This is a genomic window from Micromonospora sp. NPDC049201 (assembly GCF_055586805.1).
The window spans coordinates 37,709-59,716 of sequence record NZ_JBVJHM010000013.1; the positions used below are offsets into that span (position 1 = coordinate 37,709).

Annotated in this window: 22 protein-coding genes; 17 read left to right on the top strand and 5 right to left on the bottom strand. The window is 70.7% G+C overall.

All coding sequences use genetic code 11. The features are described 5' to 3' along the window. The 6 genes from ACZ6O5_RS25830 to ACZ6O5_RS25855 all read left to right on the top strand — a co-directional run. Nucleotides 1-238, top strand: a 238-nt coding sequence (locus tag ACZ6O5_RS25830) for a carbohydrate-binding domain-containing protein (protein WP_465980321.1), incomplete at its 5' end; no start/stop codon positions are given. Beyond that, nucleotides 238-1,575 carry an extracellular catalytic domain type 1 short-chain-length polyhydroxyalkanoate depolymerase gene (locus tag ACZ6O5_RS25835; protein ID WP_465980322.1) on the top strand — a complete coding sequence of 446 codons (1,338 nt, stop codon included), beginning with the start codon at nucleotides 238-240 and terminating at the stop codon, nucleotides 1,573-1,575. The genes ACZ6O5_RS25830 and ACZ6O5_RS25835, both read left to right, overlap by 1 nt. A gap of 40 nt (nucleotides 1,576-1,615) precedes the next feature. Then, nucleotides 1,616-2,626, top strand: coding sequence for an alpha/beta hydrolase family protein (locus tag ACZ6O5_RS25840; RefSeq protein WP_465980323.1), 1,011 nt, complete (start codon nucleotides 1,616-1,618; stop codon nucleotides 2,624-2,626). Further along, nucleotides 2,623-2,856, top strand: coding sequence for a cellulose binding domain-containing protein (locus tag ACZ6O5_RS25845; RefSeq protein WP_465980324.1), 234 nt, complete (start codon nucleotides 2,623-2,625; stop codon nucleotides 2,854-2,856). Before ACZ6O5_RS25840 ends, ACZ6O5_RS25845 begins: the two co-directional genes overlap by 4 nt. A 28-nt stretch (nucleotides 2,857-2,884) precedes the next feature. Then, a complete protein-coding gene (locus tag ACZ6O5_RS25850; protein ID WP_465980325.1) occupies nucleotides 2,885-3,064 on the top strand; it encodes a hypothetical protein in 180 nt (59 codons plus the stop codon). A gap of 558 nt (nucleotides 3,065-3,622) precedes the next feature. Beyond that, entirely contained in the window at nucleotides 3,623-4,924 is a 1,302-nt protein-coding gene (locus ACZ6O5_RS25855; RefSeq protein WP_465980326.1) for a hypothetical protein, read from the top strand. A gap of 236 nt (nucleotides 4,925-5,160) precedes the next feature. On the opposite strand, the gene ACZ6O5_RS25860 is transcribed toward ACZ6O5_RS25855, so the two are convergent. After that, nucleotides 5,161-7,038: an RICIN domain-containing protein gene (locus ACZ6O5_RS25860; protein ID WP_465980327.1), complete on the bottom strand. Its 1,878-nt coding sequence runs from the start codon at nucleotides 7,036-7,038 to the stop codon at nucleotides 5,161-5,163. An 11-nt stretch (nucleotides 7,039-7,049) separates the two neighbouring features. Between ACZ6O5_RS25860 and ACZ6O5_RS25865 the strand changes: the two genes are divergently transcribed. Continuing rightward, nucleotides 7,050-8,051, top strand: coding sequence for a LacI family DNA-binding transcriptional regulator (locus ACZ6O5_RS25865; RefSeq protein ID WP_465980328.1), 1,002 nt, complete (start codon nucleotides 7,050-7,052; stop codon nucleotides 8,049-8,051). A 78-nt stretch (nucleotides 8,052-8,129) separates the two neighbouring features. Here ACZ6O5_RS25865 and ACZ6O5_RS25870 read toward each other — a convergent pair whose 3' ends face one another. Together ACZ6O5_RS25870 and ACZ6O5_RS25875 are read right to left on the bottom strand one after the other, a co-directional pair. Then, a complete protein-coding gene (locus tag ACZ6O5_RS25870) occupies nucleotides 8,130-8,264 on the bottom strand; it encodes a hypothetical protein (protein WP_465980329.1) in 135 nt (44 codons plus the stop codon). Nucleotides 8,265-8,430: 166 nt separating this feature from the next. Beyond that, the gene (locus tag ACZ6O5_RS25875) at nucleotides 8,431-8,652 is read right to left on the bottom strand and encodes a PLP-dependent transferase (RefSeq protein WP_465980330.1); all 222 of its coding nucleotides are present in this window, start codon (nucleotides 8,650-8,652) and stop codon (nucleotides 8,431-8,433) included. Here ACZ6O5_RS25875 and ACZ6O5_RS25880 point away from each other — a divergent pair. Both ACZ6O5_RS25880 and ACZ6O5_RS25885 read left to right on the top strand, forming a co-directional pair. Further along, nucleotides 8,600-8,920 (top strand): AbfB domain-containing protein, encoded by a 321-nt coding sequence (locus ACZ6O5_RS25880; protein ID WP_465980331.1) that lies wholly within the window; start codon nucleotides 8,600-8,602, stop codon nucleotides 8,918-8,920. The two genes, ACZ6O5_RS25875 and ACZ6O5_RS25880, sit on opposite strands and share 53 nt — an antisense overlap. Nucleotides 8,921-9,053: 133 nt before the next feature. Continuing rightward, the gene (locus ACZ6O5_RS25885) at nucleotides 9,054-10,496 is read left to right on the top strand and encodes an RICIN domain-containing protein (RefSeq protein ID WP_465980332.1); all 1,443 of its coding nucleotides are present in this window, start codon (nucleotides 9,054-9,056) and stop codon (nucleotides 10,494-10,496) included. Nucleotides 10,497-10,617: 121 nt separating this feature from the next. On the opposite strand, the gene ACZ6O5_RS25890 is transcribed toward ACZ6O5_RS25885, so the two are convergent. Beyond that, nucleotides 10,618-11,754 (bottom strand): LacI family DNA-binding transcriptional regulator, encoded by a 1,137-nt coding sequence (locus ACZ6O5_RS25890; protein WP_465980333.1) that lies wholly within the window; start codon nucleotides 11,752-11,754, stop codon nucleotides 10,618-10,620. Beyond that, entirely contained in the window at nucleotides 11,751-13,697 is a 1,947-nt protein-coding gene (locus ACZ6O5_RS25895; protein ID WP_465980334.1) for a heparinase, read from the bottom strand. The genes ACZ6O5_RS25890 and ACZ6O5_RS25895 overlap by 4 nt, the downstream gene beginning before the upstream one ends. 268 nt (nucleotides 13,698-13,965) lie before the next feature. Here ACZ6O5_RS25895 and ACZ6O5_RS25900 point away from each other — a divergent pair, with 268 nt between their 5' ends. From ACZ6O5_RS25900 to iolB, 8 genes are all read left to right on the top strand, one after another. Further along, on the top strand, nucleotides 13,966-16,014 hold the full coding sequence (locus ACZ6O5_RS25900) for a DUF2264 domain-containing protein (RefSeq protein WP_465980335.1): 2,049 nt from the start codon (nucleotides 13,966-13,968) through the stop codon (nucleotides 16,012-16,014). Beyond that, nucleotides 16,011-16,817 (top strand): ABC transporter substrate-binding protein, encoded by an 807-nt coding sequence (locus ACZ6O5_RS25905; protein WP_465980336.1) that lies wholly within the window; start codon nucleotides 16,011-16,013, stop codon nucleotides 16,815-16,817. Before ACZ6O5_RS25900 ends, ACZ6O5_RS25905 begins: the two co-directional genes overlap by 4 nt. Nucleotides 16,818-16,820: 3 nt before the next feature. Further along, nucleotides 16,821-17,315, top strand: a complete 495-nt coding sequence (locus ACZ6O5_RS25910; protein WP_465980337.1) for a type 2 periplasmic-binding domain-containing protein — start codon at nucleotides 16,821-16,823, stop codon at nucleotides 17,313-17,315. Between the two features lie 117 nt (nucleotides 17,316-17,432). Beyond that, nucleotides 17,433-18,296, top strand: a complete 864-nt coding sequence (locus ACZ6O5_RS25915) for a carbohydrate ABC transporter permease (protein ID WP_465980338.1) — start codon at nucleotides 17,433-17,435, stop codon at nucleotides 18,294-18,296. Further along, nucleotides 18,296-19,192 (top strand): carbohydrate ABC transporter permease, encoded by an 897-nt coding sequence (locus ACZ6O5_RS25920; protein ID WP_465980339.1) that lies wholly within the window; start codon nucleotides 18,296-18,298, stop codon nucleotides 19,190-19,192. The genes ACZ6O5_RS25915 and ACZ6O5_RS25920 overlap by 1 nt, the downstream gene beginning before the upstream one ends. 3 nt (nucleotides 19,193-19,195) lie before the next feature. Continuing rightward, nucleotides 19,196-19,876 carry a hypothetical protein gene (locus ACZ6O5_RS25925; RefSeq protein WP_465980340.1) on the top strand — a complete coding sequence of 227 codons (681 nt, stop codon included), beginning with the start codon at nucleotides 19,196-19,198 and terminating at the stop codon, nucleotides 19,874-19,876. Nucleotides 19,877-19,964: 88 nt separating this feature from the next. Then, the gene (locus ACZ6O5_RS25930; protein ID WP_465980341.1) at nucleotides 19,965-21,149 is read left to right on the top strand and encodes a glycoside hydrolase family 88 protein; all 1,185 of its coding nucleotides are present in this window, start codon (nucleotides 19,965-19,967) and stop codon (nucleotides 21,147-21,149) included. 34 nt (nucleotides 21,150-21,183) lie between these two features. Next, nucleotides 21,184-22,008 (top strand): 5-deoxy-glucuronate isomerase, encoded by an 825-nt coding sequence (gene iolB, locus ACZ6O5_RS25935; RefSeq protein ID WP_465980428.1) that lies wholly within the window; start codon nucleotides 21,184-21,186, stop codon nucleotides 22,006-22,008.

The window sequence follows — 22,008 nt, forward strand, 5'->3', positions numbered from 1 at the left end:
ACACCCGTACTGCGCCAGCGCCGGCAGCGACCCCGACGGCGACGGCTGGGGCTGGGAGAACAACCGGTCCTGCGTGGTCCGGGGCGGACGGGCGGACAGCGGCACGCCGTCTCCCGCGGCCACCGCGCCCAACGGATACCCGTACTGCGCCAGCGCCGGCAGCGACCCCGACGGCGACGGCTGGGGCTGGGAGAACAACCGGTCCTGCGTGGTCCGGGGCGGACGGGCGGACTACTGATGGGCCGCCGCCGCGCCGCGAACCGGCTCCGCTCCCTGATCGCCGTCGTGGCCGCGAGCATCGTGGCCGTCGTCCTCGGTGCGCTGGTGGTGGCACCGCCGGCGGCTGCCGCCTCGCTCCAGGAGATCACCAACTTCGGCAACAATCCGAGCGGGACGCGGATGTTCCTGTACGTCCCGGCGAGCGTCACACCGAATCCGGCGGTCGTGGTGGGGGTGCACTGGTGTCACGGCACCGCTTCGGACTTCTACCGCGGCACCGGCTACGCGTCCCTGGCCGACCGCTACGGCTTCATCGTCATCTACCCGTCGGCGCCCAGCAGCGACGGGTGCTGGGACGTCCACTCCACCGCCTCGCTGAGCCACAACGGCGGCGGTGACTCCCTCGGCATCGCGTCGATGGTGAACTATGTCAAGCAGCGGTACGCCGCGGATCCGGGGCGCGTCTTCGTGACGGGTCATTCGTCCGGCGGCATGATGACCAATGTGTTGCTCGGCGCGTACCCCGACGTGTTCCGTGCCGGATCGGCGTACGCCGGCGTGCCGTTCGGGTGTTTCGCCGGCACCAGTTCGTGGCACACCGCCTGTGCCAACGGACAGGTCATCCGGTCGGCCCAGCAGTGGGGCGACACGGTACGAGCCGCCTACCCCGGCTACTCCGGTGCCCGACCACGGGTGCAACTGTGGCACGGCACCAACGACGACACCCTGCGCTTCCCCAACTTCGGTGAAGAGATCAAGCAGTGGACCAACGTGCTCGGCGTCAGCCAGACGCCGACATCCACGGAGCAGAACCAACCCCGCTCCGGCTGGGTCCGCACTCGCTACGGCAGTGGTGTCGAAGCGATCCAGGAGACCGGCCAACCGCACAACCTGCAGATTCTCGCGGACGAGACCATCCACTTCTTCGGTCTTGACGCCTCGACCACCCCACCGCCCTCGTCACCCTCGACGGCCGGCGCGATCGTCGGTGCGGCCTCCGGCCGCTGCGTGGACGTGGCCAACGCGTCACAGGTGAGCGGCACCGCGGTGGCGCTCTGGGACTGCAACGGCGGGTCCAACCAGCGCTGGGAACGCACCGGCGCGGGACAACTGCGGGTGTACGGCACCAAGTGCCTGGACGCCGAGGGCGGCGGCACGTCCCCCGGGACGAGGGCCACCATCTGGGACTGCACCGGCGGCGCCAACCAACTGTGGAACGTCAACGCCAACGGCACGATCAGCGGCGCCCAGTCCGGCCTGTGCCTGGACGCCGAGTCGGGCGGAACCGCCAACGGCACCCGGATCCTCCTCTGGACGTGTACCGGCGGGTCGAACCAGCGCTGGAGCCTCCGCTGACTGCGCGACGGGGACCTCTCACCGAACTGGAGTGACATCCATGCAACGACGCAACTTTCTGAGGCTGGGCGCAGCCGGCGCGGCGGGCGTGGGGGCGGCGTCCCTGCTCGGCACCTGGCAGGCCCAGGCCGACACCGTCGGCCCGCTGCGGACCGCGCCTACCACGCCCTTCGCGGTGGGTGTGCGCCAGTACAACTGGACGCGCGGCAGCCGCCAGGTGACCACCTTCGTCTACTACCCCGCTACCGGCCCGGCCGGCAGCGGCCCCACCACCAACGCACCGGTCGCGCCGGGCGTCTTCCCCGTCTGCCAGTACACGCACGGCAGTGGCGCCAGCCCTCAGGGCGCCCTGGCGCACATCCGCCCGATGGCGGCGGCCGGGTTCATCGTCCCGGCCCCCGTCTTCACCAGGGTCAGCGTCGGCGACACCTACAACGGCGAACTGCCCCGGGACGTCTCCGAAGCCATCACCCGGACGCTGGCCCTGAACACCGGCAGTGACCCGCTGGCCGGCCACATCGACACGGCAAACGTCGGTGTGTCCGGCTACTCCATGGGCGGCATGACCACCAACGCGCTGCTCACCGCGTTCCCCGACGCGCGGATCACGGCAGCGGTCGCGATGTCCAGCGTCAGGATGGGCAGTCCGAGCAGCGCGGTCCACGCCAACGTGCTGTTCATCCACGGCGACCGGGACCCGTTGACGACATACTCCTCGGCCCGCCAGTCGTATGCGGAGATGCCCGCCCCCAAGGCGTTCCTCACCTTCGCCGGCGGGGACCACAGCAGCTACTTCTCCGACAGCCGCGCCGTCAGAACCTACGTCGACTGGATGCGGTGGAGCCTGTACGGCGACACCACCGCCCGCGACCGCCTCGCCGCCGACGCGACGTCGTCCGGCACCAGGTGGGAGTTCGTCCCGGGCTCGGCCAGTCCGACGATCCCGCCGGTGACGCCGACACGACGACGACCACCCCGGCGCCCACCGGCCAGGTCAGCGCGACGTACCGAATCGTCAACACGTGGTCGGGCGGGTACCAGGCCGAGGTGACGGTGACGGCGGGCAGCGCACCGATCGACGGGTGGACCGTGCGGTGGACCCTGACCGGCGGCGCCACCATCAGCCAGCTCTGGAACGGCACGCTGAGCACCAGCGGTTCGTCGGTGACGGTGCGCAGTGCGGCGTACAACGGGTCGCTGGCCGCCAACGCCTCGACCACGTTCGGGTTCCTCGTCAACGGCGCACCACAGACGCCTTCGCTGAGCGTCACCACACCGTAGCGCCATTGTCGGCGGCAGCAGGACGGGCATGACCGGTTCGGAAGATCATCAAGGTTTCCACGCCGTGTTGATCAACGAATTGAGTCATGCCCATCCTGTCATCATCGCCGATCTCGTCATTCGCCGGCCCGGTGAGGTGCCGTGGCACCGGCTGCCGGCGGTGGTGTCTGCTGCGATGTACGCGGTCGCCACCACGCCGGCGATCTGACGCGTGCCGGCCGCCGCGAAGTGGATGCCGATCGTTGCAGAAGAAGGCAGCCACGCTTCGGCTGGAGGTTCGACGGCCTGCTCGCGTCGGGGGCCGGCGTGTCCGGTTCCCGGGTCCGGTTCGCCGACCTCAACGGCGACCGCAGGGCCGACCACCTCATCGAGGATCCAGGCGGGCAGAGCGACCGCGCCACCCGCACAGTCAGGTCAGCGTCTGCCGCCGGGTTTCCGAACGGGACACCGTCGATTTACCGGAGCCGCCCTCCGCCAGCGCCATACGATACGTCTCAGAGCCGGCCGACCGCGTCCCTGGACCGCTTCCTCGGGGGCGACTCAACCCGGAGGTGGAGACAGCGATGGTGGAGTCACCGGTGCGGGGTGGTCCACCCGGGCGACAAGCCGGGGTGTTGCGGGCCGCGCTGGCCCTGGTGCCGGTGGACCAGGGCATGGTGGCGGCGCCGGCAGTCGCCGATGCTCGTCGCCCTGTACCGCCGGCCGGCCAACCAACCACGCCGTGTGCCACCGGGCCGGCGCCGACGTCCGTCGTCGCGGTGAACCGGTGACCCGGGCCGGCCAGGCGTCGTACCGGTCCGCATTCTTCGTACCGCTGCTTCTGGTTGTGCTACTCGCGGCGTGCCTCGCCGCACCCGCCCGGGCGGCCGACGGACCCGGCGGCAACGGCCTGCCGCGCGCCGGTGACCTGATCGGAACCCCCACCGCCCTGCACAACGTGCCACCGGAGGTAGCGGCGGTGGCCGACGGCGAACTGATCGGGTATCAAATGCCGGGGATCCGCGGCGGGCCGGTTGACGCGACCGCGATGCTGTTCGTGCCGACCGCAGCGCCGCCGTCGGGCGGGTGGCCGCTGATGGTGTGGGGGCACGGCACGGTTGGCTGGGCGCCGGAGTGCGCGCCCAGCGTCCAGTTGGAGCAGCGCGGCGTCTGGGCGGACGGTCCGAACGCTGCCCTGTTCGCCGCCGTCCTCGGGATGGGGATCGCCATCGTGGCGCCCGACTACGAAGGGCTCGGCTACCCGGACCGGGGCGTTGTCGAGGGGCACGGCTACTACGACCTGTCCAGCGAGGGCCAGTCGATGATCTACGCGGCGGTGGCGGCGCAGCGGTACCTCGGCGCCCGCCTGTCCGGGCAGTGGGTGCCGGCCGGGTGGTCGGAGGGCGGCTTCGCGGCACTGGCCGCGGCCTCCTACGCGGAGGAGGCAAGCCAGGTCGACCCGGCCCTGGACTACCGGGGCACGATCACCCTCGCCCCGGTGCCGGACGTGCCAGCCATGAACCAGGTCCTGTGGCGCGACATCCGGGCCGCCGCCGGGTCTGGCCGGGAGCCGACCGCGCACCAGATCGACCAGTTGGTGTTCGCCAACGCGGAGACGATCTACTTCACCCGGACGCAGCGGCTCGCCGGCTACGACATCGACCCCGGGCAGGTGTACGGGCCGAACATGCTGCGGATCTACCAGGACAACTCGCGGGCCTGCCTGACCGACCTGAACCGGCTGGTCCGGCAGGACATCCTGAACTACCTGCGGGACGACCCGGCGCACCGCCTGGACACCTACCCAGGGGTACGTGGCGACGCGCCCAACGCGCTGCCCGAGAACCAGCGGTTCTACGCCGAGAACCAGGGACGGCTGGAAAACTCCAGGCTGCCCGGATCGATCCTGTGGCTGTACGGCACCGACGACATCACCAGTCCGGCCACGGTCACCTACGCCACCGTCAACAAGATGCTGATCAACGGGAACGACGTCAACCTCGGCGTGCTCGAAGGCGCCGGCCACTACGACGTGCCGATCGACGGACTCCCGCTCATCGAAGCCCGGCTCCGGCAACTCTTCACCTGACCGGTGATTTGCCAGTACGCGCGTTCGACCGTCCGTGCACTCAGCCGCGACGCCCTGTGCCTGGCTCACGTACGGGTAGCGAGCAGACCAGGCTGGCGTCTGTCCGGATCGGTAGCTCGTATCCCACCGCAATCGGATCGTGGCCGACTCGGGCGCACAAACCGTGCCCCCGAGTCGGCGCGACAATCGGCAGTCCGCTACCGGGCGGCCGAACTTGACACTCATCTTTGCCACTGTCAGGCGGGTACGAACTGCCACTGCTGGTTGGTCCCGCCGTTGGCGGTCCACTGCACGACTTGCGCTCCGTCGCTGGTCGAGGCGCCGGAGACGTCGGCCAGTAGTCCGCTGCTGCGGCTGACGATGGTGTAGTAGCCGTCGCTGGTGGGCCGCAGGTACCACATCTGGTTGGTGCCGCCGTTTGCCGACCACTGCTGCAGTTGCAGGCCCTGGGTGCTGCTGCTGCCGTTGACGTCGAGCACCTTTCCGGAGGCGGTGTAGCGCAGCGTGTAGGCGTCCTGTGTGGTGCTGATCGTCCAGGTGGGGGTGCCGCTCTGCTGGACGGTCTTGGCGCCGTCGGCGGTGGAGTTGCCGGCGATGGCGAGGGGCTTGCCGCTGTTGCGGTTGACGATGCGGTAGGTGCCGGGAGTGGGTCCGGTTCCGCTGCCTCCGCTGAGGTTGAAGTACTCGACTGCGTCGGTGAAGACGGTGCTGCCGGACTTCGTGGTCGATAGCTGCAGGTACACGCGGCTGCCGGTGGTGGGGGTGGTGAAGGACACCGGCTGGGTGGCCCGGGAGCCGAGCGGGATGGTCAGGGCCGTGCTGCCGGACGCCACGACCGCGCCGGTCGGGCTGTCGAGGCGCGCCGTCCAGGTGAAGCCCACCGAGGTGTCGACGAAGTCGTCGTTGAACACGGTGATGGTGCGGGTCACCGTGGCGTTGCGGGGGTAGCTGGGCACCGCCTGCGGCAGCGGGAAGGTGCCGTTCGAGTCCGAGTTGCCGGAGGCGGACCAGTAGGGGAGGTCGACCGCGGCCACCGGGTTGAACGCCGCCTGCACGCGTTGGATCTGTGGGTTGCTCCAGGGGTCGGGCAGGTTGTCGGCGCCGTAGATGGGGTGACCACCCTCCTCCGGGGTGAAGTCGGTGCTCCGCACGCCGGGCACGACGCTGGCCCAGGCGGACAACAGCGTGTACGGACGCAGGTCGGTGGCGCCCTTGCCGCGCTTGGCCAGGGTTGCCGTGGCGAACCACTCGAAGCCCTGCTTGTTGTTGCATGCCGGCCAGATGTACTCGCCCTCGCCGTCGGGCCGCCCATTCACGGTGATCAGGCCCTCCCCGTACCTGCCGAAGCCGTCGACGTAGTGCGGGATCACCGCGAAGTTGGCGTATGTCATCCCGGGATACAGGCTGACATTCCCGCCGACGCCCACCTCAACGATGATCGGCCGGGTGCCGTCGGCGCCGTTCATCGCCGCGTACAGGTCCTTCTCGAACTGTTCGGAATCCTGGCCGCTCTGGTTCGGCTCGTTGTTCTGACTCCACCGGACGATCGCGGGGTGGTTGCGGTCGCGCAGGACCAGCGCACGGGCGTGGTTGATCATGTTGTCGCGCCCGACGGAGTTCTGCCACTCCTGCGAGGATTGGGAGCCGCGAATCGCGACCTCGTCGATGATCATCAGGCCCATCTCGTCGGCGACATCCAACATGTACGGGCTCCCGGGCTCCTGGTGGATGCGCACCACGTTGTAGTTCAGCCGCTGGTAGTTGTCCACCGCCTGCGGCCAGCCGCCGTTGCCGGACGACGGGGGCAGGAAGCCAGGCAGGGTGTGGTATGCGTCGCCCTTGCCGCCGTTGTTGATCCGGTCATAGTCGGCACCCTGGAGGTTGTCGCCGCGGAAGTTCACGCGCACGCCGTTGAGGTAGTAGTAGTCACCGTTCTGGGTGGCCTCCCGGAACCCGAACCGGTACTCGGCGTCACTCGTCCGGCCGTCGTCGGTGACGGCATGCACCGTCAGCCCGTGCAGCTGCGCCCGGTACCCCGACCGGTACGGCACGTTGGGCCACCAGTACGAGGTGCTGTCGAGGTTCCACGCGACCGGCCCGACGGTCACGGTCACGCTCGGCCGACGTGCGCCGACGGGTCCTGGACGCCGCCGAGGAGCTCGGCTACCGGCGCAACCAGGTGGCCCGGGCGCTGGCCTCCGGGCGGACCCGGTCGATCGGCGTGGTGACGCTCGGCAGCGCCTTGTACGGACCGACGTCGTGGCTCATGGGCATCGAGCGGGCGGTCCGGGAGGTGGGCTACACGCTGCGGGTGGTCACCACGATCGAGGGCGACCCGGGCGGCATCGCGAGCGCCTTGGCGTCGCTGCTGGACCAGGGCGTGGACGGCGTGGTCATCTCCGAGCCGATCGACGAGGGCGTCGGCCTCATCAGCGTGGACGTGCCGGTCCTGGTCCTCGGCGCGCCGCCCACCTTCACCGCGCCGCAGCTGGTGACCGCCAGGGTCGGCGCGGGCCGGCTCGCGCGGGCCGCGACCGAGCACCTGCTGGAGTTGGGGCACGCGACCGTCCATCACCTGGCCGGCCCGCAGCGGTGGTATTCGGCACGGGACCGTATCGCCGGCTGGCGCGAGGCGCTGCGCGCCCACGGCGCGGACGAGCCGCCGGTCCTCGAGGGCGACTGGTCGGCCGCGTCCGGCTACGCGGCGGGCCGGGAACTGGCCGGCGACGGCACCGTGACCGCGGTGTTCGCCGCGAACGACGACATGGCGATCGGTCTCATCCGCGCGCAGCTCGAGGCCGGGCGTCGGGTGCCCGAGGACATCAGCGTCGTCGGGTTCGACGACATCCCGGTCGCCGCCTACGTCACTCCCCCGCTCACCACCGTGCGGCAGCCGTTCGACAAGGTCACGCGGCAGGGCCTCACGCTGCTGGTACACGTCATCGAGAAGCCGGACGTCGAGCTTCCACCGGCGGCCGACCAACCGGTCGAACTCGTCGTCCGCGCCTCGACGGCGCCACCACCGCCCGGCCGATCCCGGGACGTGGCCGCCGAGCGATCCCCCATGCCCACGGCGGCCAGCACGGTCAGCCCGCCGGCCGCGAAGTCCCCTCCACCCAGCCCCTGATCAGCGTCCGCCCGCAGGAGCCCGGCGCCAGGCCCGCCCAAGCCGCTGCCACCAGGCCGTACGCGGCACTGGTGTGCGTCAGGTCCGGTTGGACGCCAACGCGCCGTAGCTGCCGGCCGCGACGGCGAACTCCCGGGTGGGGTAGTTCTGCAGCGGCCCCATCACCACCGCGCACGCGAGCACGGTCGGATAGCCGAGCACGCACCGGGTCATGCGCCACTCGGGTCGGGCCGGTTAGGGCGAACCCACCAGGCGGTCCGCGGTCGCCGGCCCACCGCCGAGAGGACGGGAAGCGTGGCCGGCCGGCCCGGCCGCGACATGACGTCTTCTCGCTGTCAGGTTGGCAGACGGCCCGCTCGCCGTCTTCGGCCCGCACGGACTATCCCACGTCGGTCGCCCTGTCCGCCGCCGCGAGGAAGTCGTCCACCAGGTCGGCCGTGTCCTCGATGTCGGTGGAGACGCGCACCAGTCCGTCGCCGATGTCGGTGGCGGCCAACTGCTCGGCCTCCACCGATCCCGCCCACATCGACCGGGGGTGCACCACCAGTGTGCTGACGCTGCCCAGGCTGGCCGCCCGCCTGGCCAGCCGCAGCCCGCTCACCAGCGCGGCGGCACCCGGCCATGCTGGATCACGTCAGCGCGATCTCGCCGGCCGCCACTCGTCGTTCCAGTCCGACAACTTCCCCGACCGGTACGTCAGGCACAGCAGCTACCTGGTACGGATCGACATGATCGGCACTGGCACGGACCGGGCCGACGCCACGTTCCGCCGGACCTCCTGCCCCGGCAACCGGTGTTCGAATCCGAATGTTCCTGAACGTGTGGGTTCGAATGCTGGTGTCCCGTTGGCGGTTCCGTTACCGATGTAACAGAGACGACATCAGTCCGATGTCCGAACCAGAGAGGTCGGTTCTAGTGATGGGACATTCCACGGCACGGATCACGTCGTCTGATGGTCTCCGATCAGGACCGTCGCGGCGCACCCGGCCGTTTCGCCGGCTGTTGATCGCCCTGGTGGCCGCGGTGACCGCGTCGGTCGGCGGCGTCGTCGTCACGTCGTCGCCGGCCACCGCCGCCACCAGCCAGTTCCGCGGCATGAACTGGGCGGTGCTGGGCGACAACTTCAGCACCGGCCCGCTCGTCGTGCAGGGCCTGAGCATGTCCGACAGCAACGCGACCGTGCGGGCCAAGGCCAACGCCCTCTACGACGACATGGCGGCCACCATGGGCGTCAACACCGTCCGGCTGCCGATCAACACGCACACCGTGGGCACGGCGTGGTGGGAGGCGTACCGGGGCGCGATCGACGCCGCCACCGCGCGGGGCTTCAAGGTCATCCTGGCCTACTGGGAGGACGGCGCCGCCTCCGGCGGCCGGATCACGAACCTCGCCGCCTGGAACACGATGTGGTCCACGGTGACCAACACCTACGGCGCGAACCCCAACGTCTACTTCGAGCCGATGAACGAGCCGCACGGCTACAGCTCGGCGGAGTGGCGCGACGTCGCGGCCAACTGGCTCAGCTACCACTACTCGGCGGTACCCGGCCGGGTGCTCGTCGGCGGCACCGGCTTCAGCCAGGACCTGCGCGACGTCTGCAACGACCCCCGCTTCGCCGCGACGCTGCTCTCCTTCCACCACTACGCGTTCTTCTACGGCGCGATGACCTACGACGCCTTCCGCAGCCACATCCAGACCCGCCTCGGCACCTGCGCCTCCCGCGCGGTCGCCACCGAGTTCGGCGCACCGATGAACGACGGCCGCGACTACGCCGACGCGAACAGCACCGACAACTTCGTCCGCCACATCCGCGCCATGGCCCAGGTCATGCGCGACAACCGGATGGGCGGCACCTACTGGCCGGCCCTCGGCGGCAAGCCCGGCACCATCGGCTACGACTGGTACTCGATGTTCTCGCTCAGCGGCAGCGGCACGAACCTCAACCTGACCGTCCGCAACCCCTCCGGCGCCGACCGGATCCGCTACGGGTGGGGCGACACCATCGGCGGCACCACGCCTCCGCCAGCGACGTTCTACCGCATCGATGTCCGGCACAGCGGCAAGGCCATGGACGTCCAGGCACCGAACACCGACAACGGCGCGCGCGTCGGCCAGTACACGTACGGCGGCAACGCGTGGCAGCAGTGGCAGTTCGTCGACGCCGGCAGCGGCTGGTGGCGCATCATCAGCCGGCACAGCGGAAAGTGCCTCGACGTGGTGAGCGCTTCCACCGCCGACGGCGCCGAACTCGTCCAGTACACCTGTGGCACCGGCACCAACCAGCAGTTCCAGATGGTCACCAACGGCAGCTACTTCCAGCTCCGGGCGCGGCACAGCGGCAAGTGCGTGGATGTGCCGTCGGCATCGACCGCGGAAGGCGTGATCCTCAAGCAGTATCCGTGCAACACCGGCGCCAACCAGCAGTGGTCGCGCACGGCCGTCTGACGATCGTCCCGCACACCTCCGGACCGGGCACGAGCTCGGTATCCGGGGGTGTGCGGGTGCCGCCCGACGCCGACCGGGTCGGGGCCCCGACCGAGATGCGGCCCCGGCGCGGAGCCGCACCTCAGTCGCGCGGCGGGGCGGTCGACTCGCGCACCCGCAGGAACGGGCTGATGACGACCCGGTGTGCGGGGCGCTCGGGGTCGGTGAGCCGGTCGGCGACCAGGCGAACGGCGGCGCGGCCGATGGAGCGTCGGGGCGGCCGGACCGCGGTCAGCGGTGGACTGAACAGCTCGGCGACCTCGTCGTCGTACGCCACGATGGAGAGATCGCCGGGCACCGCCAGGTGTCGCTCCTCGCAGTGCTGGACCAGCGCGATCGCCTCCGGGTCAGCGTGCACCAGCAGCGCGGTGGTGCCGGTCACCTGACACCTGTGGAGGACGGCGTCGAGCGCGGCGTCGCGCTCCGCCGCGCGGGCGTCCGGCACCGCGGCCGCGACGGTGGCGTCCGGGTCCAGGCCGCACTCCGCGGTGGCGTCGAGCCAGCCGCGTCGCACGTGCCGGCTGGTGGGGCTGTTGGCGGCGACCACGAGGCCGACCTTGCGGTGGCCGAGGGAGGTGAGGTGTCGGACCGCCAGGGCCGCGCCGAGCGCGTGGTCGGTGACCACCGACTCCATCACGGCGTGGTGGCTGCCCACCGTGGCGGTGCGTTCCAGCAGGACGACGGGGAAGCCGAGCTGGTCGAGCCACTTGATCGTGCGTTCGGAGGTGGGCGCGTCCATCCGCGGCGCGATGATCAGGCCGTCGACGGCCATCCTTTCCACGAACCGGGCGAGCTGGGGCTTGTCGTCCTCGGTGTCGTAGGAGGAGCCGCGCAGCACCACGCGCATGTCGAGCTCCCGGGCGGCTTCCTCGGCGCCGCGGGCCACGTCCGGCCAGTAGTAGTCCAGCGAGGGCACCAGCATGCCGAGGGTGCGCCCGTCCAGCGGGTCGAGCCCCGCGCCGGGTGCCTCGTCGGCGGTCGGGGGGTCCTCCGGCGTGATCAGTGCGACCCCACCGTGGACCCGGTTGACCAGACCTTCGGCCGCGAGCTGGGCGATGTCGCGGCGGATGGTGACAGGCGCGGCACCGAGCGCGTGGGACAGGTCGGAGACACGCATCGCCCCGTCGCGTTGCAGCGCCTCCAGCAGTTGCTGGCGGCGGGCGACCTGCAGCGGTCCACGGGTCTCCGCCGGGCCGGCGGCGGGACTGTCCTTAGTCATGGTGCACCTCCGAGGAACGCTTCGTGCGGCGCGAGTTCCTCCACGATGAGGACGAGTTCGCCGGCTGGTCCGAACGCGGTGACGTCGATCGCGAGCCGGTTCAGCCGCGGCCCCCACACGTCGAAGAGCATAGGGTCCTCGACCGGGCGCACCGTCGCGGTACACGGGGCGGACGCCGGCCGCCAGCTGAGCCCGACCCGGCCGGCGCCTTCGAGCGCGGTGACCTCGGCGCGGTCGCCGCCGAGCCGCACCTGGCCGGCGACCAGCAGGTGGACGTGGGTTGGCGGCGGCTCGGTGGCCGGATCGAGTTTCCAGGCGTCGACGACCACGACGCGGCCACGGCGCCGATCCAGCCGGGCGGTGCGCCACCAGTGCCGCAGGTCCGGGCGCGGGTACGCGGCGACGATGTCCATCGTGGCCCTGGCCGTGGTGTCGTCGGTGGCATGGGTGACGTCGCGGGCGGCGAAGGTCCGGCCGGGCGACTGGCCGGTGGCGCGTACCTGCGGGACGTTGTGCCAGGTGCTCCGCATGGTCCAGATGCCGTACCGGTCCGGGCCGAACGTCTGCGCCGTGTAGGTGGGGCGGCCGGCGTCGATGAGCACCGGCACCGCGTTGAGGGCGACCACGACGCTGCCGACGTCGTTGTGGTTGTGGTGCTCGCCGTTGTGGCCGCCCTTGACCGCGAGGGTCAGACCCTGCGCGCTGCCGGCGGTGCAGCGGGCGAGCATGACCTGGGTGGACGGCAGCCACACGTCACGCGGTAGCGGCGACACGCCGGGTGCGGCGCGGACCCAGCCGGGGTCGGTCAGCGCCCGCAGCAGCCGCCCCAGTCCCTGTTCGACGCCGCCGACCGGTGCGTCGGGGCGGCGGTGGGCGGCGGCGTGGGCCTGTGCGTCCCGGTCGCCGACGCGGCGGGCGGCGCGGTGCAGGGCATGCCAGGGCTGGTTGGTGGTTGGCCGGGCGGCGCCGTCGCCGTGGTTGAGGTACCAGGGGCCGCCCAGGTGTACACGGTGCGGGAAGGCGACGGTGTGGCGCAGTGCGTCACCGGGCACGCCGTCCAGCGCGCCGCCCGTGGCGTGGGCCAGGATGTCGATCGCCTCCAGTGCCCGGCAGGCGCCGTTCCACCAGTACTCGTAGCCCTCGTCGACAGCGCCGTCGGCGGGCAGCGCCGCCACGTACCGGTCGAGTCCTTCGAGGACCAGGTCGACCAGCGTGGCCCGCCGGGCCTGGTCGTCGACCAGGCGCAGCGCGGCCACGAGAACGTTGCCGTGGATCCACGGGTTCCAGTTGTGCACGTCGCCGTCGAGGCCGAGCCAGTGCCAGTCGCGGCGGGTGGTGAACGGGGTCAACACGCGCCGGTCGACCTCGTGGCGGACCCGGGCCCGCAGACCGGGCGCGTACGCGTCGAGCGGCTCGCCGAGCAGGTGGTCGATCCAGGCCAGTTGGGCGGCGACCTCGCCGGCGCCGAGGTCGAGGTACGGGTCGGTCACGGTGGGCAGCACCGCACCGTGCACGGCGTGGGTGTCGTCGTGGGCGGGCCAGCACCAGGTGCTCTGCTCGCACAGCAGGGTCACCCCGTCGACGACCTCGTCGAGCCAGCCATCGTCCAGGGTGACGGCGGCGACGACGGCGGCCCGGGTGAGCCGCTGCTGCCGGGCGAAGACTCGCCGCTCGTACGTGTCACGGTCGCCGTCCCGGTGGTATCGGGCGTACTGGCTGGCCAGCGGGGTCGGCCACGGGCTGGTCCGGTCGCGTTCGGCGGACGCCCGTAGGTCGGCGAGCGTTGGCCCGTGCACGTGCGGCTCGGCCCAGGTGTCACGCCGCAGCGCCGGGGGCACCGGCAGGGCCAGCTCCGGCGGCAGGAGCAGCTTTTCGAGCCGGGCGATGTCGACCTCCGGCCAGGCCGAGGCGAGCGGGCCGGCGAAGCGGTCAGCGGTGGCCATGACTCCTCGGGGTGAAGCGGATGTGAGCGATTGTGATCGTATCAGAGCGATCCGCGGCGAGCGGTAGCCGCCATCAGGTGGCGGCGAGACGCGAGCCTGCGCCCTTCTGATCGGATGTGCTCGTCATAGTTCGATACAGGCATTGACATGTTCTGTTGTGAGCGTTTTACTTCGGAAACCTGGCTGTCGCCTCCGCGTCACATCTGCGGGCGACGCGCCGCTCCGACGCACTTCTTGGAGGCGGATCGATGCAACGGGACCGCGGCTGATGGGTGGCGGGATCGGCGAGCCGTCGTCCGCGCCGGTCCGCGGTGCCGGCACCGCCGGAAGCTGGAACCGGGGTGACTGGTTGGCGCTGGCTGACCGGATGCTCGCCGCCGTCCGGCCGTACGCGTCGCCGGGCCACTCTCTGGTCGTCGTTCCTGGCCGAGAGGGTGGCTACGGACGGGCCGTCGACGGACTGGAGGGGTTCGCCCGGACGTTCCTGCTGGCGGGTTTCCGGATCGCCGGCGCGCGCGGAGTGGGTGTCGAAGCGCTTGCCGACTGGTACGCGGCGGGACTCGCCGCCGGTACCGACCCGGGAGGTGCGGACCGCTGGGTGCGGCTGGACGAACACCCCCAGGCGAAGGTCGAGGCCGCCTCGATCGCGCTCGTCCTCGATCTGACCCGGCCGTGGTTCTGGGACCGGCTCTCACCCGAGGTGCGCGATCGGGTGGTGGACTACCTGGCCCCGGCGGTCGGCGACGCCACCTACCCGCGGATCAACTGGGTCTGGTTCCGCCTGGTCGTGCAGACGTTCCTGCGCTCGGTGGGCGGTCCCCACTCGCTGGACGAGATGGCGGAGGATCTGGCCACCCATGACGGATTCGCCCGCGCCGACGGTTGGATGTCCGACGGGCCCGAGCGAGCCTACGACCATTACGTGGGCTGGGCGCTGCACGCCTATCCGACGTTGTGGGCGCGGATGGCCGGCGCGGCGGATTTGGCCGCGGAGCGCCGTGAGCGGGACCTGGCCGGCCTCGACCGCTACCTGCGTGACGCGGTCGCGCTCGTGGGCGCGGACGGGTCGCCACTGGTGCAGGGGCGGAGCCTGATCTACCGGTTCGCGGCCGCGGCCCCGTTCTGGGTCGGCGCGATCGCGCGGGTGCCGTCGGTCAGCCTCGGCCAACTGCGCCGCGCGGCCACCAGCGTCGTACGGCACTTCGTCGACCACGACGCCTTCGATGACCGCGGTCTGCTCACGATGGGCTGGTACGGGCCGTGGCCCCGGCTGGCCCAGGCGTACTCAGGACCCGGCTCGCCGTACTGGGCCAGCAAGGGGCTGCTCGGCATCGCCCTACCCGAAGACCATCCGGTCTGGACGGCCCCGGAGGAGCCGTTGCCGGTCGAGCAGCCGGACACCGTCCGGGCCGTACGCGCGCCCGGCTGGCTGGTCTCGGCCACCCGCGCCGACGGCGTGGTCCGGGTGATCAACCACGGCACCGACCACGCCGTCGAGGACGCCACCGTCGGTGATTCGCCGCTCTACGCCCGGCTCGGCTATTCCACCGCGACCAGTCCGGTGCTCGACGAGAGCGGCTGGGCCAACCCGCTGGACCAGTCCGTCACCCTCGTCGACGAGACAGGCCGGGCCACCCACCGCACCGGGATGCGCCTGCTGATGGTGCATGTCGACGGCGACGGCGTGGGTGTGGCCGGGTCGCACACGCTCGCCCACTGGGTCGATCCCAGCCCGGATCACCGTGATCACGGCGGTGGCCGCGCGGGCACGTTCCGGCCGGCCGGGCACCTCACCGTGTACTCGCTGGTCCTCGGGCCCTGGGAGCTGCGCCTGGTCCGGGTCGACGACCTCGCCGATGGCATCGACCCCGCCGGGCTGCGGCTGCGGATCGGCGGTTGGGCCGTCGCCGGTGACGCGACGGCTGCCTTCGACGGCGGCGTGGTCAGCGTGACCAGCAAGGGTCTGACGAGCCGGCTGGAGGGCGTGCACGGCGGCGGCACGGCCGGTGCCACGTCCGTCCCCGACGGCGGACCGTTGGCCGGCGGGCTGGTGGTTCCCTGGGTAGCTCACCCGGTTCAGCCCGGTGTCTGGGTCGTCGTCCTCGCCGGCTTGTCCGGAGACCCCGCGGTCACGGTCAGACAGGGCTGCCGGGTCGCGCTGGGCGAGGACGCCGGCAGTCTCCGGGTCGCGGTCGTCTGGCCAGGCGGGGAGAGCACCATCACCCGACTGGATCTTGAGCGGGCCACCACCACAGTCCAGGGACCAGTTAGCAGTCCGGGCCCGAATGAGGCCCCTGACCCAAGGAGTAAGGGATGAAGCGCACGATATTGGCTGCCGTCAGTGCCGCTACGGCGCTGACCCTCGTCCTCGCCGGCTGCGGCGGCGAGGACGAGCCGGCCGACCCCAACGCCCCGGTGACGATCACCCTGGCGGGTTGGAGCCTGGACTCCACGCCGGAGTTCAAGACGCTCGCCGACGGCTTCAAGGCGACCCACCCGAACGTGACGGTGGAGCTCAAGGAGTACGCCCCGGGCAACGACTACGACACCCAGATGATCACGGACCTGGCCGCCGGTACCGCCCCGGACGTCTACGTCATGAAGAACCTCAAGAACTTCTACACGTACCAGAGTGGTGGTCAGCTACTCGACGTCTCCGACGCCGCCTCCGGTCTCGGCTCGGTCCCGGCGCTCGCGTCATACCAGGTGGACGGCAAGGCGTACGCGGTGCCGTACCGGCAGGACTCGTGGGTGTTGTTCTACAACAAGGACCTGTTCGCCAAGGCGAAGGTGACGCCCCCGGACGGCAGTTGGACCTGGGACGACTACACCGACGCGGCGAAGCGACTGCACACCGGGCTGAAGGGGGCCGGCTCGAACGCGACGGGCGCCTACCAGCACACCTTCCAGTCGACGGTGCAGGGATTCGCGCTCGCCCAGACCCCAAACGCGGACCTGCTCTCCGGGGACTTCGGCTTCCTGAAGCCGTACTACGAGAGGTCACTAGACCTGCAGGCGGCCGGCGCGCAGCCGACCTTCGGCACCGCGAAGACCAACAAGCTCACCTACCAGGCGCAGTTCGGCAAGCAGCAGTCGGCGATGCTGCTGATGGGCACCTGATACGTGGCCACGCTGCTCAACCAGCAGAAGAGCGGTGACGCCGACAAGTTCCAGTGGGGCCTCGCCCCGGCGCCGCAGTTCGACAAGTCCACCACCGGCACCTCCGCCACGCCTGTCACCTTCGGTGACCCGACCGGCCTGGGGATCAACCCGAAGATCAGCAAGTCCAAGACCGCCGCGGCCAAGGACTTCCTCAAGTACGCGGCCGGCCCGGAGGCCGGCAAGGCGCTGGCCGGGATCGGCATCACCCCGGCCCAGGTCACCGACGCGGCCACCGCGACGCTGTTCGGGCTGGACGGCGTACCGCAGGACGGCCTGTCGAAGTTCGCCTACACCAAGCACACCATCAAGCCGGAGAACCCGGTGTCGAAGCACACGGCCGGCCTCCAGAACCTCCTCAACGAGACGCATTCGGCGATCCTCTCCGACGGCAAGAGCGTCGACGCGGAGCTGCGCCAAGCGCAGGCCCGCGCCAAGAACGAGGTCCTCAACCAGTGAGCTGATGGCGGGACCCGGCGCGCCCGCGTCGCACGCCGGTCCCGCCACCATGCCGAACGCTCCCGGAGACTCCCTATGGCAACATTGCCGCACACGAGAGCCAGGAACCGGCGGCTGTTGTCGCGCAACACGGTGGCCGGCTGGTCGTTCATCCTGCCCAACTTCGTCGGCTTCGCCGTGCTCACCCTGCTACCCGTCGTCGTGTTGTTCTACGTGGCCTTCACCAACTGGAACGTCTTCGGGGTGGCCGAGTGGACCGGCGCCGCCAACTTCCGGCGGATGTGGGGCGACGCGAGCTTCTGGACCGCACTGGGCAACACCCTCTACTACACCGTCTTCCACATCCCGCTGACCCTCGCGGCGTCACTCGGGCTGGCGCTGCTGCTCAACCGCAAACTGCGCGGCGTGCGGTTCTTCCGCACCGTCGCCTTCTTCCCCTACATCACCTCGATCGTGGCGATCGCGATCGTGTGGAACCAGCTGTTCAGCCCGGAGTACGGCCCGATCAACGCTCTCCTCGGTGCCGTCGGGGTGGACAATTCGCCGGGCTGGACCACGTCGTCGACCTGGTCGATGCCGGCGGTCATCATCGTCGGCACGTGGCGGTACATGGGCTACTACATGCTGCTCTTCCTGGCCGGCCTGCAGACCATCCCGGCCCAGCTCTACGAGGCGGCCGAGACCGACGGCGCCACATCGTGGCAGCGGTTCGTGCACGTGACCCTCCCTGGGCTGCGACACACCACCTTCTTCGTCACCGTGCTGCTCACCATCGAGAGTTTCAAGGTCTTCGATCTCATCCTCGTGATGACCGGCGGCGGACCTGGCCAGTCGACACTGGTGCTCTCGCAGTACATCTACCAGAAGGGCTTCGAGGAGAACCAGTTCGGCTACGCCTCGGCGGTCTCCATCGTCCTGTTCGCCATCTGCTTCAGCATCACGGTCGTCCAGTTCATGGTCAACAAGCGGAGGAACAGCTGATGACGGTCACCGACCTCTCCGCACCGGCTCCGGTCATCACCGTGCCCGGCGGCACCCGGCCGGCCGGCCGCCGGGTGTCGTCCCGGGCCTGGCGGCTGGCCGGGTACGCCGCCCTCGTGCTCGCGGCGGCGGCGCTGCTGCTGCCCTTCTACTGGATGGTGATGTCGTCGTTGAAGGCCAACAACGACGTCTTCACCATTCCGATCAAATGGGTACCCGACCAGGTGGTGTGGCGCAACTACGTCGACATCTGGCAGCGCTCGGACATGACGACGTGGCTGAAGAACACCCTCCTGCTGTCAGTCGTCGTCACCCTCCTACAGGTGGTGACCGGCAGCTTCGCCGCCTACGGCTTCGCCCGGGTCCGCTTTCCCGGCCGCAATGCGCTCTTCCTGGCATACATCGGGACCATCGCGGTGCCGTGGCAGTCGTACATGATCCCGCAGTTCATCCTGATGTCGAAGCTGCAACTGTCGAACACCCTCTGGTCGATCGTCGCGCTGCAGGCGTTCGGCGCGTTCGGCGTGTTCCTGATGAAGCAGTTCTACGAGACCATCCCGGAGGAGTTGAGCGAGTCGGCGCGGGTCGACGGGCTCAGCGAGTTCGGCATCTACCGGCGGATCATGCTGCCCCTGTCCCGCCCCGCCCTGGCCAGCCTGGCCCTGCTGACGTTCGTCACCACCTGGAACGACTACCTGGGCCCACTGATCTATCTGCGCAGCCCCGACCTGCGCACCATCCAGCTGGGACTGAACACCTTCATCTCCCAGTACAACGCCGAGTACGCGCTCATCATGACCGGCTCGGTGCTTTCCGTGCTGCCGGTCGCGGTCATCTTCCTGGTCGGGCAGCGGTACTTCATCGAGGGCATCGCCACCACCGGACTGAAGGGCTGACCAATGATCCCGCGCCCGCGTCACGACACCATCGCCGCCGTCTTCGACAGCTTCTACACCGCGCTGGTCAGCAACATGTTGCTGGTGCTCGGCGGCCTGCCGCTGGTGGCCCTCGCGCTCACCACCGACGCCGCCCGGGCCTGGCCGCTGTACGCGCTGGCCGCCCCGTTGTGCGCCCCGGGCCTGTGCGGCGTCTTCGCGGTCATGTCCGGCTACTCGGCCGGCGGAGCCGGCGGGGTGCTCCGCACGTTCGGCCGAGCCTGGCGGGCCACCGCCCGGCGGGCCATCCTCTGGGCCGCCGCCGCCACCGCCGTCCTGGTCGTCCTCGGCGTCGACGCGTACGCGCTGTGGGGTCACCGGGCCGGTGCGCTCACGCTGCCGATCCTGGCCGTACTTGCCGTGCTGACCGCCGCCACCGCGCTGCTCGGACTGGTGACCATCGCCGAGCGGCCCACCGCGCGGCTGCGCGACGTGGCCCGTGCCTGCGCCTACCTGGCGGTGCGCCGGTGGTACCTCACCGCCGCGTCACTGCTGGTCCTGGCGCTGCTGGCGCAGCTCTTCGCGGCCCGTCCCGCGATCGCGCTCGGCGTCGCAGCCGCGCCACTGCTGTACGTCGTGTGGTCCAACAGCCGGTACAGCCTGCGTGCCGCGCTCGACCCACCGGCGGCGGCCCGGAGCGCCTGATCACCTCCGCCCTCCCGGCGATTCAGCCGGGACGCCGACGACACACCTGCCCGGCACCGGTCCGGACACACGAGGGAGAACTACATCCATGACGGGTACCGACGTCCGTCCCAGCCCAGACGCCGAAGCGATGGCGGCCGCGGCGACCGCCGCGATACGTACCGTCGAGGCGAACATCGACACCTTCGGCACGCGGTACCCGGCGGACACCACCGTTGCCAACCGCTACCCGCTACGACCACCGACCGCCGGGCAGCCCGAGGGCGCCAACGTCGGCTGGACAACCAGCTTCTGGCCCGGGATGCTGTGGCTCGCCCACGACCTGACCGGCGACCAACGCCACCTGCGAGCAGCCCTGACCCATGTCGACAGCTTCGCCGACCGGGTGCACGGCGGCATCGACCTGGACACCCACGACCTCGGGTTCCTCTACACCCTCGCCTGCGTCACGCCGGCCCGGCGCACCGGTGACCGGCGGGCCCGGGCGGCTGCCCTGGCCGCCGCCGACCACCTGATGACCCGCTTCCTCGAACCGGCCGGCATCATCCAGGCCTGGGGCGACCTGGGCGACCCCCGCCAACGCGGTCGCACCATCATCGACAGCCTGATGAACACTCCGCTGCTCTACTGGGCCAGCCAGACCACCGGCGACGGCCGTTACGCGGCCGCCGCCCGCCGGCACACCGCCCAACTGCGCGAGCACATCCTGCGTACGGACGGCACCACCTTCCACACCTTCTACTGGGATCCGGAGACCGGTGCACCGCTGCGCGGCGAGACCGAACAGGGCCACGCGGACCACACCTGTTGGGCCCGCGGGCAGGCCTGGGGCATCTACGGCTTCACCCTCAACCACCGGTACACCGGTGATCGCACGCTGCTGGCCGCCGCGTCGACCTGCGCGGACCATTTCCTCGCCCGGCTGCCCGCCGACCACGTCGCCTACTGGGACCTGGAGTTCGGCGACGGCAGCGGCCAGGAACGCGACAGCTCCGCCGCCGCCATCGCCGCCTGCGGCCTGGCCGAACTGGCCGGCAGCGTCAGCGACCCGACGCAGGCGGAGCGCTACCGGTCGGGGGCCGGCCGGATCCTGCGCTCCCTGGTGGACAACTACGCCAGCGACGGCCACCCGACCTCGAACGCACTCCTCCTGCACGGCGTCTACGACAAGCCCAAGGGCGTCGGCGTCGACGAGGGCAACCTCTGGGGTGACTACTTCTACCTGGAAGCCCTCACCCGCGCCACCACCCCCGGCTGGACCAGTCCCTGGTGACCGGCCCCACCGCACGGATCCCGAAGAGGTGACCATGAACCACCGCTACCACTGCACCATTCCGGCCGCCGACGGCCACAACACGCTGCCCGTCAACCCCTGCCGCCTGCTGGACTTCGGCCTGCTGAAGCTGTCGGCCGGCCAGTCCTGGACCGGCGGGTCCGGCGACCGGGAGATCCTCGCGGTCGTCCTCGGCGGCACCGCGAACTTCACCGTCGCCGACCACCACTTCCCGCAGGTCGGCCAGCGTGCCGACGTCTTCTCCGGCAAGCCGCACTCGGTGTACGTGCCGGCCGGCGCCACCGTCGTCGTGGAGGCGGTCACCGACGTGGAGATCGCCCTGCCCAGTGCCCCCAGCGACCTGGCCACCGATCCGTACGTCATCGCACCGGAACAGGTCGCGAGCGGGCGCTGGGGAGCGGCCAACTTCGGTCGGACCTACCACCAGATCCTCACCGAGATCAGCCAACCGGACCTGCCCGCCCGCCGGCTCATCGTCGGCGAGACCTACACACCCTCCGGAAACTGGAGCACCTACCCGCCGCACCGGCACCGGATCGACGACCTGCCCGCCGAGGCGGCGCACGAGGAGATGTACTACTACCGGGTCAACCCGCCGAACGGGTTCGGCATCAGCCGGGTCTACACCGACGACGGGTACGAGGAGAACGTCACCATCCGCGAGCACGTGATGCAGATGATGCCGGAGGGCTACCACACCCTCGTCAGCGCACCCGGCTACACCACGTACTTCCTGTGGTTCCTGGCCGGCACCCAGCGCACCCAGGGCGCACGCGAGGACGCCGACCTGGCCTGGGTCGGCCAGACCGTTCCGACCCTGCGCAGCCTGGGCCTGTGA

What these genes read in the sequence shown, in the direction of transcription:
- ACZ6O5_RS25835 (WP_465980322.1), top strand. Translation starts at nt 238, where the DNA reads ATGGGCCGCCGCCGCGCCGCGAACCGGCTCCGCTCCCTGATCGCCGTC.
- ACZ6O5_RS25840 (WP_465980323.1), top strand. Translation starts at nt 1,616, where the DNA reads ATGCAACGACGCAACTTTCTGAGGCTGGGCGCAGCCGGCGCGGCGGGC.
- ACZ6O5_RS25850 (WP_465980325.1), top strand. Translation starts at nt 2,885, where the DNA reads ATGACCGGTTCGGAAGATCATCAAGGTTTCCACGCCGTGTTGATCAAC.
- ACZ6O5_RS25870 (WP_465980329.1), bottom strand. Translation starts at nt 8,264, where the DNA reads ATGACCCGGTGCGTGCTCGGCTATCCGACCGTGCTCGCGTGCGCGGTG.
- ACZ6O5_RS25890 (WP_465980333.1), bottom strand. Translation starts at nt 11,754, where the DNA reads ATGACTAAGGACAGTCCCGCCGCCGGCCCGGCGGAGACCCGTGGACCG.
- ACZ6O5_RS25895 (WP_465980334.1), bottom strand. Translation starts at nt 13,697, where the DNA reads ATGGCCACCGCTGACCGCTTCGCCGGCCCGCTCGCCTCGGCCTGGCCG.
- ACZ6O5_RS25900 (WP_465980335.1), top strand. Translation starts at nt 13,966, where the DNA reads ATGGGTGGCGGGATCGGCGAGCCGTCGTCCGCGCCGGTCCGCGGTGCC.
- ACZ6O5_RS25905 (WP_465980336.1), top strand. Translation starts at nt 16,011, where the DNA reads ATGAAGCGCACGATATTGGCTGCCGTCAGTGCCGCTACGGCGCTGACC.
- ACZ6O5_RS25920 (WP_465980339.1), top strand. Translation starts at nt 18,296, where the DNA reads ATGACGGTCACCGACCTCTCCGCACCGGCTCCGGTCATCACCGTGCCC.
- ACZ6O5_RS25925 (WP_465980340.1), top strand. Translation starts at nt 19,196, where the DNA reads ATGATCCCGCGCCCGCGTCACGACACCATCGCCGCCGTCTTCGACAGC.
- ACZ6O5_RS25930 (WP_465980341.1), top strand. Translation starts at nt 19,965, where the DNA reads ATGACGGGTACCGACGTCCGTCCCAGCCCAGACGCCGAAGCGATGGCG.
- iolB (WP_465980428.1), top strand. Translation starts at nt 21,184, where the DNA reads ATGAACCACCGCTACCACTGCACCATTCCGGCCGCCGACGGCCACAAC.